Here is a 15173-nt window from a genome sequence, read left to right on the forward strand (position 1 = left end):
AAATTTCCGGTCAAATGCCTGTAACTGGGGGAGCGATAATGATCTCGACATTCGCTCTGGAAAGCGCGCTGGCGATATTCGGTGGAGGGGCCGCGTCGCTGATCAAGGTGTCGATTTCGTCGAGATCGGCGATCCTGATGAGGGACATATGGTTGAACTTGGCGCTATGGCAGAGAAGCACCTTGCGATTGGCGCGGCGCAGGTAAACCCGCTTCAGGTCACTGTCTTCCGGCGAATAATCGAAGAGACCATCTGCCGTAATGCCCGAAACGCCAATAAAGGCGATATCAAACCACAGGCGCTCGAACTCATCGCAGGCCGACTTGCCGCAGATGGAAAGCTCTTCACCGCGGATCTGACCCGCAGGGACATAGACTTCGCGTTGTGCGCCACCGAGAAGCTGCGCGGTCCGGAGGCTGGATGTAAAAAACTTGACGCCCACGGTGTCACACAAGGCTTCGGCGAGAAGATAAGTGGTCGAACCGACATCAAGCGCGACGCTCATGCGGCGTTCAACAAGCTCCAGTGCCTTGGCAACGATGCTCAGCTTTTCGGGATTGTGTTCACGCAGGCGGGCTGAAAAAGCAGGTTCCTCGCGGTCGAGAAAAGGCTCCGGCGCGTCCTCGTCGATAACCGCTCCGCCATGGGTTCGAACCAGCAGGCCATCGCGCTCCAGTTCAACGAGATCACGGCGAATGGTCATTTCAGAGACGCCAAGTTCAGCAGCGATATCAACAACCTGGAGGAATCCACGCTTGCGTGCGGCGTCGACGAGATGGGCATGGCGAACGCGGGCAGGCAGCCGTTTTGCTTCCGCTGGCTGGATGTCCTTTTGCTTGTCCGTCATACTTTCCTCCGGTGGTTCGACCAGACATTCAACTTATTCATTAGGAGAAGGATCGAACAAAATCAATCGCAAAAAAACATAAACGAACATAATTTTATGTATTGCCAACATAATCAAACAGTGAATATGCTTTTTCGTGATCGATAACATTCGTTCCGAGGGTGAACAAAATGACAAACGCTGCAATGCCGGGCAAACTGGCCAGCGAACTGAACGGAAAGCGCGCCATTGTGACGGGGGCTGCTTCCGGCATAGGCAAAGCGATAGCGCGTGCATTGGCGCGCCATGGCGTTCGTATCGCAATTGCCGATATCAACGGTGATGCTGCGAAACGCGCAGCAAGCGAACTTGGCGGGGATGCTGTCGGACTGGCGATGGACGTCAGCCAGCGCGCATCCGTCGAGGCGGGTTTCGAAGCTCTGATCGCCCAATGGGGTGGTCTTGATATTGTCGCGGCAAATGCCGGTGTTTCCACGATGAACCGTGCCGTCGACCTCACTGACAAAGAGTGGAACTTCAATTTCGACGTGAACACACGTGGCGTGTTTCTGACCAATCAGATTGCCGCCCGCTATTTTCTCGCCAGCGACACCAAGGGCGTGATCGTCAATACGGCATCGCTCGCCGCCAAGATTGGGGCACCGCTTCTGGCCCATTATTCAGCAAGCAAATTTGCAGTTCTTGGTTGGACACAAGCACTGGCGCGTGAACTCGCGCCGAATGGAATTCGCGTGAACGCAGTTTGTCCCGGTTTCGTCAAAACCTCCATGCAATCGCGCGAAGTGGAATGGGAAGCAGAACTGCGCGGCATTACACCTGAACAGGTCATTGCCGATTATGTATCGCAGACTCCGCTGGGTCGTCTCGAAGAACCGGAAGATGTCGCTGAAGTGGTTGTGTTCCTCTGCTCGGATGGCGCGCGCTTTATGACCGGACAAGGCATCAATGTGACCGGCGGCGTCTATACGACCTAGTGCAGACAAGGCGCTTCACGCCAGATGTGAGGCGCCCACGAACAAGAATGGCTGACAAAGTGCAGTCACCTCCAGGGGAATAACGGCGGCCGGCTAAAAATGGCCCGTGTCGCTGATCGTGCAGAAGGGTAGACCTGAATGGCGTCGATCGAACTAGAACACGTCTCCAAACTATACGCCAATGGCGCCTATGGGGTGCGTGATGTCGATCTCAAGATCGAGGACGGCGAGTTTGTAATTTTTCTCGGACCATCTGGTTGCGGGAAATCGACGACATTGCGCATGATAGCAGGGCTTGAGGGCATCACCTCCGGCGACCTGCGTATTGGCGGTAAATCCGTGACGCGGCTCCCGCCAAAAGATCGCAATGTTGCGGTCGTGTTTCAATCCTATGCACTCTATCCGCATATGAGCGTGCGGCAGAATATGGGCTTCGGTCTCAAGATGCGTGGCGTGCCCGCTGCCGAGATTGCAGCCAAGGTTTCCGATGCTGCCAATATGCTGGGGCTGAACAAATATATTGATCGCAAACCTGCCGCACTGTCCGGCGGGCAGCGCCAGCGCGTTGCGCTTGGCCGGGCGATTGTCCGCGAGCCCAACGCCTTTCTTCTCGACGAACCGCTTTCAAACCTTGATGCACAATTGCGCGCAGAAATGCGGCTGGAACTGGTCAAGCTGCATCGCAGGCTTGGCAAGACCATCATCCATGTGACGCACGATCAGGTCGAGGCCATGACCATGGGAGATCGCATCTGTATCATGCGCGACGGTGTGATGGTTCAGGTGGGGGCTCCTCTGGAGGTTTATGCCAATCCTGCGGATACGTTTGTTGCAAAGTTTCTGGCGACACCGCCGATGAATCTCATCCCTGTGCAACTAATGCCATCTGACGATGGCGAGTTGCAGGCAAAGGGCGATGGTGTCGATATTCGCATTCCAGCGATGCATAAGCCGCATTATGCGGCCAGCAGCGGCAAACCGCTTCTGTTAGGCATCAGGCCTGAAGACATCTACGAAGCCCAGAACAATCCCGATTGGCAACCGCTCGATCTGACTGTCGTTGCGGTCGAAAAACTGGGCGTCGAGACGGTCGTCATCGGGCAGATTGGAAACGACAAACCGCTGGAACTGAATGCCCGCGTGAGCCGCCACTTTACCGCTGAAGTCGGGCAAAAGGTACGGTTGTTCATCGATACCAAACCGATGCATCTCTTTGATGCCCAGACGGAAAAGGTCATCAAACGACCACCGTTAGAACCCGGCCTTGTGACGGTCTAGGAGACGGTGATGCGCAAGATAGTCATCCATACGGGCCTTTTCATCGTATCGCTTGCGATCCTGTTACCATTGCTGTGGACTCTTCGAACAAGCTTTGTTCCGGAGCAGATGGCCTATTCCACCGAACTGATGCCTCAGTTCACCTTCCAGAACTATGTGGATCTGTTCACGCAAAAGCGCTTTGGCGTCTATTACCTCAACAGTCTGATTGTGGCGACGGGCTCTGTGCTACTCGCGCTGCCCTTTGCGGCAATGACGGGCTATGCCTTTGCGCGCTTCAAGACCGGCGGTCCGCTGGCCCGTTTCACCGTGCTTGCCACTCAGATGCTTCCGCCAGTGGCTATTGTCTTGCCAGCCTTCATGCTGTTCCGCTCAGTGGGCATGACCAATTCTGTGCTCGGCCTGACGATTGCTTATGCTGCAATCAATCTGCCGTTCCTGATCTGGATTCTCATGGGTTTCTTCGAGGGTATTCCTGTCGATCTGGAATGGGCAGCGCAGACAGATGGCGCCAGCGCCTGGGGTGCGTTCTGGCGTATTGTCGTGCCTGTTTCTCTGCCCGGTATCGCAGCGGCAGGTGTGCTGGGCTTCATCCTTGCCTGGAACGAATTCCTGTTTGCTCTGGTGCTAAGCGGCCCGGCGACAGCGACCGTGCCTGTCGGTCTTGCCTCTCTACAGACCTCCAACGGGGTTCAGATTGCGAAAGTGGCGGCGGGCGTCATTCTGGCCATTTTGCCGCTCGTGATCGCATCGCGTTTCATCCAGCGCTTCATCGTGCAGGGGCTCACATTCGGCAGCGTCAAATGACGCCAAGATAAATTGCATGCAGGTAAACATAACAAAGGGAACCACGAAAATGCTGAAATATGGGAACAAATTATTGGCGAGCGTCAGCCTGCTTCTTCTGGCGGGTGCGGGATACGCACACGCGGAAACCGTTACGCTGCGCGCACTGATGGAAGATGTGCCCGAAACGCACATCATTGAAAAACTGCTGCCGGACTTCGAGAAGGAAACCGGCATCAAGGTGGAATTTGAAAAAGTGGGCTATGGCGACATGCATGACAAGCTCGCCACGCAGCTTGTCTCGCCGGAAAGCTATTACAATCTCCTTGAGGTAGATTTTCTATGGGCGGGCGAATTTCCCGCTGCCGGTTGGTTGACTGATCTGAAGCCTCTTGCCGAACGCGACAAGCTTGATCTGTCCGAATTTATCCCCTCAACACTCGATCTGCTTGGCCGGACCGACCAGGCCATGCCGATCCTGCCGATGTACAACTACTCGATGGGAATGCTTTATCGAAAAGACCTGCTGGACGATCCAAAGCTCAAGGAAGCCTATAAAAGCGAGTTCAATGCCGAGCTGAAGAAGCCAGAAACGCTTGAAGACTATGTGCAGGTCGCCAAATTCATGAAGGCGAAGGCAAATGTTGCGGGCACGGCCATGCAGGGCCAGCGTGGCGATCCGAACAGCATGGAGTTCTCCAACTACCTGTTCTCGGCAGGTGGCGGCTATCTCGACAAGGACAGCAAGGTTACGCTCGACAGCCCGGAAGCCGTCAAGGCGCTGACGCTTTATGTCGATGCGATCAAGAATGCGGCGCAACAAGGCGCACTGTCGGCCACATTGGATGATACGATGCGCCTCATGTGCAGCGGCGAAGCTTTCAGCATGGTCACCTATTGGTGGATGCTGCCTCAGATGGACAATGCCGAAAAGTGCCCGAATGTTGCTGGCAAGGTCGGTCTTTCCGTGATGCCGGGTGGCCACGGCGAAAGCGGTGGCTGGGGTTGGGGCATTCCGAAGAACACATCACCAGAAGCACAGGAAGCAGCCTGGACTTTCATCAAGTGGGTACAGAGCAAAAAGATCGGCGTCGCACGCGCGCTTGAGGGCCATGCGCCTGTCAGCGAAGCTGTCTACAAGGACGCCGACGTCTTGAAGAAGTACCCGTTCTATGAACAGGCTCTGGATGTTGTCGCTTCTGGAAAGTCGTTCCCGATATTCGCCTATTCGGCGCAGTATGAAGATGTTCTCGGCACGCAAGTATCGCAGGCGGCAGGCGGCGAGATTGCGCCGGACGCAGCCATAAAGGCAGCCGCTTCCGGTCTGGAAGACCTTCTCAAGAAATAATGCTTTGCCGCCCTCCCTGTTGAAGGGAGGGCGGCAGAAAATTTTCAGTTTCATCCCGACGGCATTCTAGGAAACATTCGTATGTCCACGTCCACCACTGCAATCGACCGAACCTGGAAAACCGGCTGGGCGTTTTCCTTGCCAGGATTACTGACACTTGCAGTCGTCATGGGGCTGCCGCTTCTGTATGCCGTTCTCATGTCGATTTCCTCGATGACACTGATGCGGCCATCGCTGTTACCGTTCACGGGCTTTGAAAACTACGCGCGGATCATGAGCAATGCGCAGTTCTGGAGTTCACTATGGCTGACAGTCAAATACTCGATCGTCACCGTGGTTGCCGAGTTTATACTCGGGTTGGGGATTGCGCTCATGCTGAACGCGGTCGTGAAAACCAAACCCATCTACTTCGCAATCCTGACCATACCGATGGCCATGTCTCCGGTAAGTGTCGCCCTTATCTGGCGTATGCTGCTGCAGCCCAATCTGGGTATCGTGAACCACATGATGGAGACCATAGGTCTGCCAAGGCTTGACTGGCTTGGCTCGTCCGACCTCGCGATCTGGTCTATGGCAGCCATCGATATCTGGCAGCAAACATCCTTTGTCGTGCTTATCCTTGCGGCTGGACTGGCTTCGTTGCCGCGCGATCCTTACGAGGCGGCGGAAGTAGACGGCGCTGGCAAGATCGAACAGTTCTGGTACTTGACGCTGCCGATGTTGCGTCCCGTTGCGGCTATCGCCATCATCATCCAGCTGATCAATGAGTTCCGCACGTATGATCTGACTTATGTTCTCACAAAGGGTGGCCCCGGCACGTCGACGGAAGTCTTGAGCTTCTTCGCCTATAGACAGGCGTTTCTTGGACTCTCCCTCAACGAGGGTTCGGCAGCAGCATTCATCCTGCTTCTGATCGTGCTCGTCATAACAATTGTCTTCTTCTGGGTCCTAGAAAACAGACAGTTTCGGGACGTCGGCTAACCCTTAGCAAGACTATGCTGTTTCAGCCTTACTTCATTTCGGGCAGAAGCAACCGCTCAGAGCACCAGGTCCAAACGGCATCGACCGCCTTTCTCGGTGAGGTTGAGCGTTTGCGGATAAGGTAATAATCTGGTTCTATCATGATTGTAGGCTCGGCCACTTGCACCAGTCGTCCGGTCGCCAGGTCGGACGCGACGAAGGCTCTACATGCGAGAGCGACGCCTTGACCGGCGAGAGCAGCATCCAGTGCAAGTGCTGTCTGGTTGAACATCGCACCTGGCAGTTTTCCTTTTGAGCCAAGAAGCTCGGGCCAGTGATTATGCGCATCGTGCAGAAGCGGCATTTCCCGAAGCTGTTCGCTTGTCAGTGGCAAAGACCTACCGTCGATGAGATAGGGGCTGGCAACAGCTACCAGTTCCTGACGAAACAACAGTTTTGCATCAAGCGTAGACGGGAAAGGCGGCCGCGTGAGGCGCACCGCAATGTCCACATTGTCCCGGTCAAAATCGGAAACCGCCTCCGTCGCAACGGTGCGCAATTCCACGCCTGCGAGATCTGCATGAAGTCTGGCCAGTCGTGGAATAAGAAGTTTCGCCGCGACAGTCGGCGTAACGCTAATCGTAACCGTCTCCGGTCTGTCCAGAAGCCGTCCGGTGGCGTCTCCAAGCGTATCGAAGGCACGGGTCACATCCGCCAGATAGTTCGCACCTTGCGTCGTCAGGGCTAATCCACGTGGCAGGCGATGAAAAAGCGTCAGGCCGAGATGATCCTCCAACGCACGGACTTGTTGTGCAACAGCGCCTTGCGTGACACGCAATTCGTCCGCTGCGGCGCGGAAATTCAGCCTGCGGCCCGAAGCTTCAAAGGCGCGCAGGGCATTTAATGGAGGCAATTTGCGGCGTGACGGGTTCATGGATTAGCCTGTAGATTTTCTACAGTATAATGCGTTTCTTTCTGGCGCGAAAGTCTTATCAAAATTTGGCATAGTGTGCTCAATATCGAAACAAAGGAGCCTTTGATGTCTGGAGAAAAAGTTGCAATCATCACCGCTGGCGGTTCCGGCATGGGCGCTGCGGCTGCACGAAAGCTGGCACAGGACGGATATCGCGTAGCGATCTTGTCTTCGTCCGGCAAGGGCGAAGCGCTGGCGCAGGAATTGGGCGGCGTGGGCGTCACCGGCTCAAATCTGGTCAATGACGATGTGAAGCGACTTGTCGATCTGGCGATGGACAAGTGGGGCAGGGTGGATGCACTGGTTAATTCTGCCGGTCATGGTCCGCGTGCGCCGATCCTTGAGCTGACCGACGAAGACTGGCACAAGGGCATGGAGGTTTACTTCCTGAGCGCCGTGCGCCCGATCCGTCTGGTAACGCCGATTATGGAAGCACAGGGCGGCGGCGCTATCGTCAATATTTCGACGGCATGGGCCTCGGAGCCTTCGGCTATGTTTCCGACTTCGGCAACATTCCGGGCGGGTCTGGCCAGCTTCACCAAGATCTTCGCGGATAACTATGCCGCCAAGAACATCCGTATGAACAATGTGCTGCCCGGCTGGATCGACAGTCTTCCGTCTACTGATGAGCGGCGCGACAGCGTGCCGATGAATCGCTATGGCACGGCAGAGGAAATCGCCGCGACGATCGCGTTTCTGGTGTCTGATGGGGCAGGTTACATCACCGGGCAGAACCTTCGCGTTGACGGTGGTGTGACCCGTTCCGTTTGATCGGTTCTTGTTTGGAACAATCAAGAAGCGGTGTCGGTCATTGGGCCAGCGCCGCTTTTTATCATATGGAGTGACATAGAATGGAACCTATCGAGGAAGTGGAACTTGCTGCTTGGGCCGAGCTTGAAGCGGCGGCGTCTTCTCCGGAATCCTGCTTCCGTTATGTGAATCTCTGTTCGGTTGATGCCGAAAACCTCCCTCAGGCGCGAATGGTTGTGCTTCGGCGAACCGACGTGACCAAACGGATGCTTGAATTCCACACGGATACACGCAGCGCCAAATGGCGTGAATTTGGCGCGCATCCTTATGCGACCTTGCTCGGTTACTGTTCACAGACGCGTTTGCAGCTTCGATTGCAGGGAACGGTAGAGCTTCACGCGCCGGGTAGCCCAGTTGCCGAAACAGCTTGGGAAATGCTCCCTGCTAGGACGCGTGCGACCTATGCAGGAGGCCCACCCGGAGATGAGCTTGCCTTTGTAACTGACGAGCAGCCCTTTGTATCGGAACTTGCAGACGGTGCTGATGGTAAAGAGCACTTCGGCGTGCTGGCTTTCCGCGCCGACACATTGGATTGGTTTCAGCTTCGGCGGGAGGGCAATCGCAGGGCGCGATTCAGCTATGACCCTGCTGGCGTGGTCATGGCCTCTGAATGGATCAACCCTTGATACGAAACTACCTCGCTTGCAAGTCGCACTTCAAGCTAGAACCCACCGCTGTTATACAATTGGATCGCGTAATCTATCTTATGGAACCTTCACCTGCAACGGCCAAGGTTTCACTCCGTGTCTATCGCAACGACTTCAATCCGATTGCGTCCATTATTCTTTGCGACATACAGCGCCTTGTCAGCATGTATCATCACGTCATCGAACTTCATCGTTTTGTTCTGGACGACAAGTCCGATCGACACCGTGACTGATATTGACGCGTCGCCTATAGAAAACAGATTTCTCGCAACGGTGTTACGGACTAGTTCGGCGGCCATTTCTGCATCACGGCTGCTTTTTTCGCCAAAAATGATTACGAACTCCTCACCGCCTGTACGAGCAATAAAATCATCAGCCTGCAGAACGGCTTTTAGTCTTTGTGCAAGCGTTTGCAAAACGACGTCGCCTGAAAAATGACCATAACGATCATTGATGGATTTGAACTGATCGATATCGAGGATTGCAACTGCCCGGTGACTGGATGTTTCCTCGGTGGACCCTATGATCGACGTGCCATAGGCAATCAGGGAACGCCGGTTTGGCAGGTCTGTTAAATAATCGCGTGATGCAGCATTCTGCCAACGGCGTTTGACCTGATCGGAGCACATGAGCAAAAATGTTGTGGTTCCAATAACCGGCAATACCGATAGAAACACTGGCGTCACGCTGTTCATCCAGTGGGTGTTGTCCGCAATCGTGAAATTCGGTTGTGTATCTAGCGAAACGTAAAGGATTGCGCGCAGTATCGTAGTAAGCGCCGCCATTATGTAAATTACAGCCATCGCAAACCGACTACGGGATTGATACTCCTTTGAGTGTTCGGGACTGATCAGGATAGCTGTCGAGGCCAACATGATGATAGTCCAAAGAATCGAAACGATGACCACCCGCACTTTGATGTCTGGAACGAAGACAACGTAATAAAGAAACGGGAGCATACCCAAGACCGGCACCAACAGAACGTGCGAGTAAAGGGGCAAACCGTGAAACTGTCTGATGGCCAGATGATACATGCTCAGCGCTATCATCAAAACCACATTTGCCGTAATGATCGCCAGGTTCGACGGCAAGTAAACTTCGGCAGCGAATATTCCACATCCAAGGGCGACGAGCAGTGTCGCCCATTGCCATATCCGTGCGGCAGGTCTTAGCGTGGTTGGAAAATCGGAGAGGATTGCACTCAGGACGCCGCCATTCGCAAGAATGATCAGCATCACTGTGATATAGACCGACTTTGCATCCATGTCTCGCCTCTTCGATGCTGAAGAAGTCGAAAAGCTCCCCAGTCGCCGGATTGTTTATACTAAATCGACATATTTTTCCAAATCAAATAAGACACGATAATTACTGCTTAGGCGGGAATACAGGTTTAGGCGCCGGGAAAGATATTCAAACAATCAATCGGATAAATTATTAACCTCTACCTCATAAGCATTTTTCGCATTTTCTGGTTTTCGGCGTTGAGCTTTTCAGCCAACTGCCGTTTTAGTGCAGTATTCTCGGCCTCAAGCGCTTGCAGTTCATCCAGAATATCAAGTTTCGCTCTCGGAGATGGTTTTGCCTTTACCGGCTTGTCAGCAATCGGCTTCAAGTGACGGCGAGGAATTCGCTTTTTCTTTTCAGGCGTTGCCGAGACGAGAGCGGCGATAGCCGGAAGGGTTTCGGTTTCTTGCGGTGACGCGATTGCTTCCAAGATTACCGGCTCAACAACGGCTTTCCCCTGTGGGGCGGGTTCTTCGATGGTCTCAGCAGGCTTGCTGCCAGTTTGCGAGATAGCGGGCTTTGACGGCTCGACTGCGAGCGGCGCCTTGACATCCTCGTCCACTTCACGGGCAATCGATTTCAGATCAAGGTTGCCCCAAAGAGAGTTGCCGCTCTTGCGCGCACGCCGGTTCTTATATTCAACCACAACATTGCGGATTGGATTCTTCATCCGAAAATAGCTTTCTCGATCAAATTCCATGGAAGTGTACGACAGGTACTGCGCTCTACCTATAGATTTCGGGGCCCGTTTTCAACAATCAATCCGCCTTCACAATAGATCGCTCGCCGCATGTCTTTGGATGGCATCTCTTCACAAATTGTCAAAGTAATGGCACTTATGGTTGCATTAAGCATTGTCCCATATATTCGGCACCCGGAAAGCTTACCCGAGTATCAATTCAGGAGAAACTGAACATGGCTGATGAAACCATTGTAGAAGCAAACCAGACCGCTGCCGCAGAGCCCGCAAGCAGCAAGCCGAAAACCCGCGCACCGCGCAAGAAGGCCGAGCCTAAAGCAGCCGCTGCAAAGCCTGCGGCGAAGGCAGCCAAGGCTCCCAAAGCTGCCAAGAGCGCACCCAAGGCCGCTGCAGCTGCTGCAGCACCAGCTGGTCGCAAGGTGAAGAAATATTCGCCAGCCGAACGCGCTTCTATTCTTGCCTCCGTTGAAAAGGCTACCAAGGGTGGCAAGGTCACGTTGAAAGCTGCATTGCAGCAGGCTGAAGTCAGCGAACAGACCTATTACAACTGGAAGAATGCTGCTGGAAAGACCGCAGCACCGGCTGCTGCCAAGGCATCGTCGAGCGACGATCTCAAGGCGCTTGTTGCACTGGAAGCTGAAAACCTCAAGCTGCGCAAGGAACTGGCTGCAAAGCTTCGCTCCGAAAACACCGAATTGCGCAAGCGTCTCGGCAAGGCATAACAAACAACCCACTTGGGGCAGCCCCTGCCCCAACCCGACCATGACACAAAACATGTGGCCCGCCGGAAAGCGGGCCACATGTTTTACTTTTGTACTAAGAAATTACCGTTATATGATAGCAGCTTAACCTGACTTATTCGTGTAGTATGTCAATGCATAACCATTTCAACCGTCGTGGTGAAGCTGCGGAAACAGGCACTCAACAAACTTGGCCGCTGTTGGTCTCGGTTCATGGTTGGCTAGCCCTGGTCGCTCATTGGCCTCAATGAAAATGTACTCCGGTCTATCCGGTTTCTTGACCATAAAGTCGATGCCGACCACCGGAATATTGATTGCACGCGCGGCACCACGAGCCGCGTCGACAAGCTCAGGATCGACAATAGATGTGACGTCATGAATGGTCCCGCCAGTATGCAGATTGGCAGCCTTGCGCACCGTGATCTCATGGCCGTCTTCAAGTACGCTATCGAGCGATAGCGCCTGCTCTTGGAGACATCTTTTAGTTTCAGCGTCGATAGGGATGCGGCTTTCACCACCAGTAGCGGCAGAGCGACGACGTGATTGAATCTCGATGAGCTTTCGCACAGGTGTCTTTCCGTCACCCACCACACGTGGGGGGCGACGCACCGCTGCTGCGACGAGCTGATAATTGATAATAACCAGACGCAAATCCTCCCCATCAAAACAAGCTTCCAGCAGAACCCGATCACAAACAGTGCGCGCCTGTTTGATTGCCGTTTGCAGCTGCTTCATATCGGATATTCCAACAGAGATCCCCTGGCCCTGTTCTCCGCGCGCCGGTTTGACGACAAGCTTCCCATGTTGACGCAAGAAAGCTTCGAGTATTTCAGGGGGGGCGTCGGCGGAAATCTGTGCAGGCACGCTCAGTCCCGCTTTTTCAACAACCCGTCTGGTCACGGCCTTATCATCACAGATCGACATCGCAACGCCGGAGGTCATCTCAGACAGGCTTTCGCGACAATGAACCGAACGCCCCCCGTAAGAGAGACGAAAGAAGCCGCCTTCCGCATCTGTTACATCAACCTGGACACCCCGGCGCATTGCTTCATCCACAATGATCCGCGCATAGGGATTAAGTGCCTCAACGGCTTCGAGACGAGATGCGAAGAACTTTTCATTGATGGCGTTTTTGCACTTAACCGCAAAAAGCGGAACGCGATTGAATCCAAGTTTCTCATACAGACGGATAGCGTTTTCATTGTCATGCAGCACCGACAAATCCATATGACGCAACCCACGCGCCTGAAAATGTTCGGCCAGCATGCGCACCAGCTTTTCACCAATACCGGGTTGACGCGCCTGCGGATGAACCGCGAGGCACCAGAGGGACGCCCCGCGATCAGGATCGTCGAACAAGCGCTGATGGTCGATGCCAGTGACCGTTCCAACAATTTCGCCAGTGGCGTCGTCCTGAGCGACAAAATAGGTCACAGCGCGGTTGACGCGCTCGGCTGAGAAAAAATCTTCCCGAAGCTGAACCATCCCGCACGCTGTATAGACCCCATTGATACCATCTGCATCAGTTTCCGAAATGGCGCGACGAATGGTGATGCCGCGTGTGCGACGCCCGCCAGCCCGGTAGGTCGACAGTTCCAGACGGTAAGTATGCGACGGATCGAGAAAAATCTCGTGCGGTGCCAGCGACAATAGCACATGCGGATCGCTGACATAAAACAGGATATCTCTACTTGCCGGAGCTTCGGCCCGCATCGCGTCAACAATGGCTTGGTTGCTGTCAAATGTCTGAGCAAACAACAAACGGCCCCATCCACAATCGAGTGCTACATTGCGATGCCTGCTATCAGTTTCCGCCTTATGGCCTTGAGAATGCTCCTGGTAAAACCCTGCACTTTCAGGCGTGCGCAAGCGTGTCAGACGATGCGAAAGAGCTTTACCGCCCCTGGCTTTCTGCCGGGTCATACGTTCCTCACCATGGTTATGCATTTATGCCTCCTGCGTCTGGAGCCACATCTCCAACAGGCCCGCCTGCCACAATTCCGACCCACGCAATGGCGTGATGTGGTCTGAGGGTTTTGTGAACAGACGCTCCAGGTAGTCGCGCTGAAAAAGCCCACGTTCGCGCGCCTTCTGGGATGACAACGCATCGCGCAACATGTCGAGATAGGGCCCGGCGATATATTTGAGCTGCGGCACCGGAAAATAACCCTTCTTCCGGTCGATGACCTCGCTTGGGATGATCTTCCGCGCAACGTCCTTGAGGATACCTTTGCCGCCGTCGCGCAGCTTTTCCTCAGGAGGTATCCGCGCTGCCAGTTCAACGAGCTCATGGTCAAGGAAGGGCACCCGCGCTTCCAGACCCCATGCCATCGTCATGTTATCGACGCGTTTGACCGGGTCGTCCACGAGCATCACATTGGTATCGAGCCTCAACGCGCGATCCACGGGCGTATCGGCGCCATCCTCAAGCAGCCTCTCTTCCAGAAGTTGCTGGCTGTAATCCTGTTCAGACATCCACTCCGGAGACAATTGCGTTGCGAGCACTGCATGCGTCCGGTCGCGGAATCCCTTGGCATAGTCGCTGACCACATCGTTGGAATCGACGAGAGGCGGATACCAGTGATAGCCACCGAACACCTCGTCTGCGCCCTGCCCCGATTGGACAACCTTGATGTGCTTCGACACTTCCTTCGAGAGGAGGTAAAAGCCCACATTGTCATAGGAAACCATCGGCTCCGACATGGCGGCAATGGTTCCAGGCAAGGCGTCCATGAGAACCGCCGAAGGAACAAAGATTTTGTGGTGATCCGTTCCGAAATGCTCGGCTATCAGGTCCGAATAGACGAACTCATCGCCTTTCTCACCATTGGCTTCTTCGAAGCCGACAGAAAAACTCATAAGGCCGGTCTGACCTGCTTCAGCCAGCAGCCCTACAATGAGGCTGGAATCCACGCCGCCGGAAAGAAGAACGCCGACCGGAACATCAGAAATCATGCGTCTTTTGACTGCCACACGGAGCATGTCCAACAATTGCTCCTGCCATTCCTCACGGCTCAGAGTGCTGTCACCCGGCAGTCGGCGATAGGGCGCCTGCCAGTAAATCCGGTCTTTGAAATTGCCATTGGCTTCATAAATGCGCATCGTTGCAGGTGGAAGCTTACGCACACCTTCATAGATCGTGCGCGGCGGTGGAACGACCGCGTGAAAGCTCATGTAATTGTGGAGAGCAGCGCGGTCGATTGAAGTATCAACGCCGCCAGCTTTCACCAATGCGGGCAGCGAAGACGCAAAACGCAACGCGCCGTTGACCTCGGCAAGATAGAGCGGCTTTATCCCGAAACGGTCGCGAGCGAGAATGATCCTTCCCGTGTCCCGTTCGTGGATTGCGAATGCGAACATTCCCAAAAATCGAGAGACGCAATTTTCTCCCCATGCATGCCAGGCCTTTAAAATCACTTCCGTATCTCCATCGGAGAAGAAGTGATAACCCTTTGCTTCAAGTTCTGCGCGCAACTCGCGGAAATTGTAGATGCATCCATTGAAAACCAGTGTGAGACCGAGGTCGGCGTCGATCATTGGTTGCTGCGATTTTTCGGAAAGATCGAGGATCCTCAGTCTTCTGTGACCGAAGCCAATATTGCCCCGGATGACGATACCAGATGCGTCCGGCCCGCGGGGGCTTAAAACATCCGCCATTTTCGAGACTGCCGAAACCGATGGCGTACCGCCATCGAACCTGACTTCTCCGCAAATTCCACACATAAAAAGGGTCAAAACCTCCATTGTCATCACGAGAGCCGCTTCAAACGGAAATCCGTTTGTCCCTGCCCTCGTTCATTGCACAGCCCGAAAATTGCTTCACAGC

At 54.3% G+C, this 15173-nt stretch carries 14 protein-coding genes; 8 read left to right on the forward strand and 6 right to left on the reverse strand.

Annotated elements, in window-relative coordinates:
• Nucleotides 1-10: 10 nt before the first annotated feature.
• Entirely contained in the window at nt 11-847 is an 837-nt protein-coding gene (locus tag D8666_RS11230; protein WP_109365976.1) for a DeoR/GlpR family DNA-binding transcription regulator, read from the reverse strand.
• A gap of 170 nt (nt 848-1017) precedes the next feature.
• On the opposite strand from D8666_RS11230, the gene D8666_RS11235 reads away from it, so the two are divergent.
• The 5 genes from D8666_RS11235 to D8666_RS11255 all read left to right on the forward strand — a co-directional run bounded on the left by D8666_RS11235 (nt 1018) and on the right by D8666_RS11255 (nt 6214).
• Nucleotides 1018-1821 carry an SDR family NAD(P)-dependent oxidoreductase gene (locus D8666_RS11235; RefSeq protein ID WP_235858937.1) on the forward strand — a complete coding sequence of 268 codons (804 nt, stop codon included), beginning with the start codon at nt 1018-1020 and terminating at the stop codon, nt 1819-1821.
• 138 nt (nt 1822-1959) lie between these two features.
• Nucleotides 1960-3099: an ABC transporter ATP-binding protein gene (locus tag D8666_RS11240; protein ID WP_109365975.1), complete on the forward strand. Its 1140-nt coding sequence runs from the start codon at nt 1960-1962 to the stop codon at nt 3097-3099.
• 9 nt (nt 3100-3108) lie between these two features.
• Nucleotides 3109-3906 (forward strand): carbohydrate ABC transporter permease, encoded by a 798-nt coding sequence (locus D8666_RS11245; protein ID WP_078337097.1) that lies wholly within the window; start codon nt 3109-3111, stop codon nt 3904-3906.
• A gap of 49 nt (nt 3907-3955) precedes the next feature.
• The gene (locus D8666_RS11250; RefSeq protein ID WP_121537887.1) at nt 3956-5233 is read left to right on the forward strand and encodes an ABC transporter substrate-binding protein; all 1278 of its coding nucleotides are present in this window, start codon (nt 3956-3958) and stop codon (nt 5231-5233) included.
• A gap of 81 nt (nt 5234-5314) precedes the next feature.
• A complete protein-coding gene (locus D8666_RS11255) occupies nt 5315-6214 on the forward strand; it encodes a carbohydrate ABC transporter permease (protein ID WP_109365973.1) in 900 nt (299 codons plus the stop codon).
• 28 nt (nt 6215-6242) lie between these two features.
• On the opposite strand, the gene D8666_RS11260 is transcribed toward D8666_RS11255, so the two are convergent.
• Nucleotides 6243-7127, reverse strand: a complete 885-nt coding sequence (locus D8666_RS11260; RefSeq protein ID WP_121537889.1) for a LysR substrate-binding domain-containing protein — start codon at nt 7125-7127, stop codon at nt 6243-6245.
• 105 nt (nt 7128-7232) lie between these two features.
• Here D8666_RS11260 and D8666_RS11265 point away from each other — a divergent pair, with 105 nt between their 5' ends.
• The gene (locus D8666_RS11265; RefSeq protein WP_078337470.1) at nt 7233-7937 is read left to right on the forward strand and encodes an SDR family oxidoreductase; all 705 of its coding nucleotides are present in this window, start codon (nt 7233-7235) and stop codon (nt 7935-7937) included.
• 80 nt (nt 7938-8017) lie between these two features.
• On the forward strand, nt 8018-8602 hold the full coding sequence (locus tag D8666_RS11270; RefSeq protein WP_121537891.1) for a pyridoxamine 5'-phosphate oxidase family protein: 585 nt from the start codon (nt 8018-8020) through the stop codon (nt 8600-8602).
• 110 nt (nt 8603-8712) lie between these two features.
• Here the strand turns inward: D8666_RS11270 and D8666_RS11275 are convergent, their stop codons facing one another.
• The gene (locus D8666_RS11275; RefSeq protein WP_121537893.1) at nt 8713-9888 is read right to left on the reverse strand and encodes a GGDEF domain-containing protein; all 1176 of its coding nucleotides are present in this window, start codon (nt 9886-9888) and stop codon (nt 8713-8715) included.
• A gap of 176 nt (nt 9889-10064) precedes the next feature.
• Nucleotides 10065-10577, reverse strand: coding sequence for a hypothetical protein (locus D8666_RS11280; RefSeq protein WP_121537895.1), 513 nt, complete (start codon nt 10575-10577; stop codon nt 10065-10067).
• 245 nt (nt 10578-10822) lie between these two features.
• On the opposite strand from D8666_RS11280, the gene D8666_RS11285 reads away from it, so the two are divergent.
• Nucleotides 10823-11329, forward strand: coding sequence for a transposase (locus D8666_RS11285; protein WP_121537897.1), 507 nt, complete (start codon nt 10823-10825; stop codon nt 11327-11329).
• Nucleotides 11330-11494: 165 nt separating this feature from the next.
• Here the strand turns inward: D8666_RS11285 and ngg are convergent, their stop codons facing one another.
• Both ngg and D8666_RS11295 read right to left on the reverse strand, forming a co-directional pair.
• Nucleotides 11495-13294: an N-acetylglutaminylglutamine synthetase gene (gene ngg, locus D8666_RS11290; RefSeq protein WP_121537899.1), complete on the reverse strand. Its 1800-nt coding sequence runs from the start codon at nt 13292-13294 to the stop codon at nt 11495-11497.
• Nucleotides 13295-15070 carry an N-acetylglutaminylglutamine amidotransferase gene (locus D8666_RS11295; RefSeq protein WP_121537901.1) on the reverse strand — a complete coding sequence of 592 codons (1776 nt, stop codon included), beginning with the start codon at nt 15068-15070 and terminating at the stop codon, nt 13295-13297.
• Nucleotides 15071-15173: the final 103 nt, after the last annotated feature.

The sequence above is a fragment of the Ochrobactrum soli genome (genome assembly GCF_003664555.1).
Lineage (GTDB): Bacteria > Pseudomonadota > Alphaproteobacteria > Rhizobiales > Rhizobiaceae > Brucella > Brucella teleogrylli.

Bases quoted from the DNA above. Each gene is read 5' to 3' on its own strand.
- D8666_RS11230 (WP_109365976.1), bottom strand. From the start codon at position 847: ATGACGGACAAGCAAAAGGACATCCAGCCAGCGGAAGCAAAACGGCTG.
- D8666_RS11235 (WP_235858937.1), top strand. From the start codon at position 1,018: ATGACAAACGCTGCAATGCCGGGCAAACTGGCCAGCGAACTGAACGGA.
- D8666_RS11240 (WP_109365975.1), top strand. From the start codon at position 1,960: ATGGCGTCGATCGAACTAGAACACGTCTCCAAACTATACGCCAATGGC.
- D8666_RS11245 (WP_078337097.1), top strand. From the start codon at position 3,109: ATGCGCAAGATAGTCATCCATACGGGCCTTTTCATCGTATCGCTTGCG.
- D8666_RS11250 (WP_121537887.1), top strand. From the start codon at position 3,956: ATGCTGAAATATGGGAACAAATTATTGGCGAGCGTCAGCCTGCTTCTT.
- D8666_RS11255 (WP_109365973.1), top strand. From the start codon at position 5,315: ATGTCCACGTCCACCACTGCAATCGACCGAACCTGGAAAACCGGCTGG.
- D8666_RS11260 (WP_121537889.1), bottom strand. From the start codon at position 7,127: ATGAACCCGTCACGCCGCAAATTGCCTCCATTAAATGCCCTGCGCGCC.
- D8666_RS11265 (WP_078337470.1), top strand. From the start codon at position 7,233: ATGTCTGGAGAAAAAGTTGCAATCATCACCGCTGGCGGTTCCGGCATG.
- D8666_RS11270 (WP_121537891.1), top strand. From the start codon at position 8,018: ATGGAACCTATCGAGGAAGTGGAACTTGCTGCTTGGGCCGAGCTTGAA.
- D8666_RS11275 (WP_121537893.1), bottom strand. From the start codon at position 9,888: ATGGATGCAAAGTCGGTCTATATCACAGTGATGCTGATCATTCTTGCG.
- D8666_RS11280 (WP_121537895.1), bottom strand. From the start codon at position 10,577: ATGAAGAATCCAATCCGCAATGTTGTGGTTGAATATAAGAACCGGCGT.
- D8666_RS11285 (WP_121537897.1), top strand. From the start codon at position 10,823: ATGGCTGATGAAACCATTGTAGAAGCAAACCAGACCGCTGCCGCAGAG.
- ngg (WP_121537899.1), bottom strand. From the start codon at position 13,294: ATGCATAACCATGGTGAGGAACGTATGACCCGGCAGAAAGCCAGGGGC.
- D8666_RS11295 (WP_121537901.1), bottom strand. From the start codon at position 15,070: ATGTGTGGAATTTGCGGAGAAGTCAGGTTCGATGGCGGTACGCCATCG.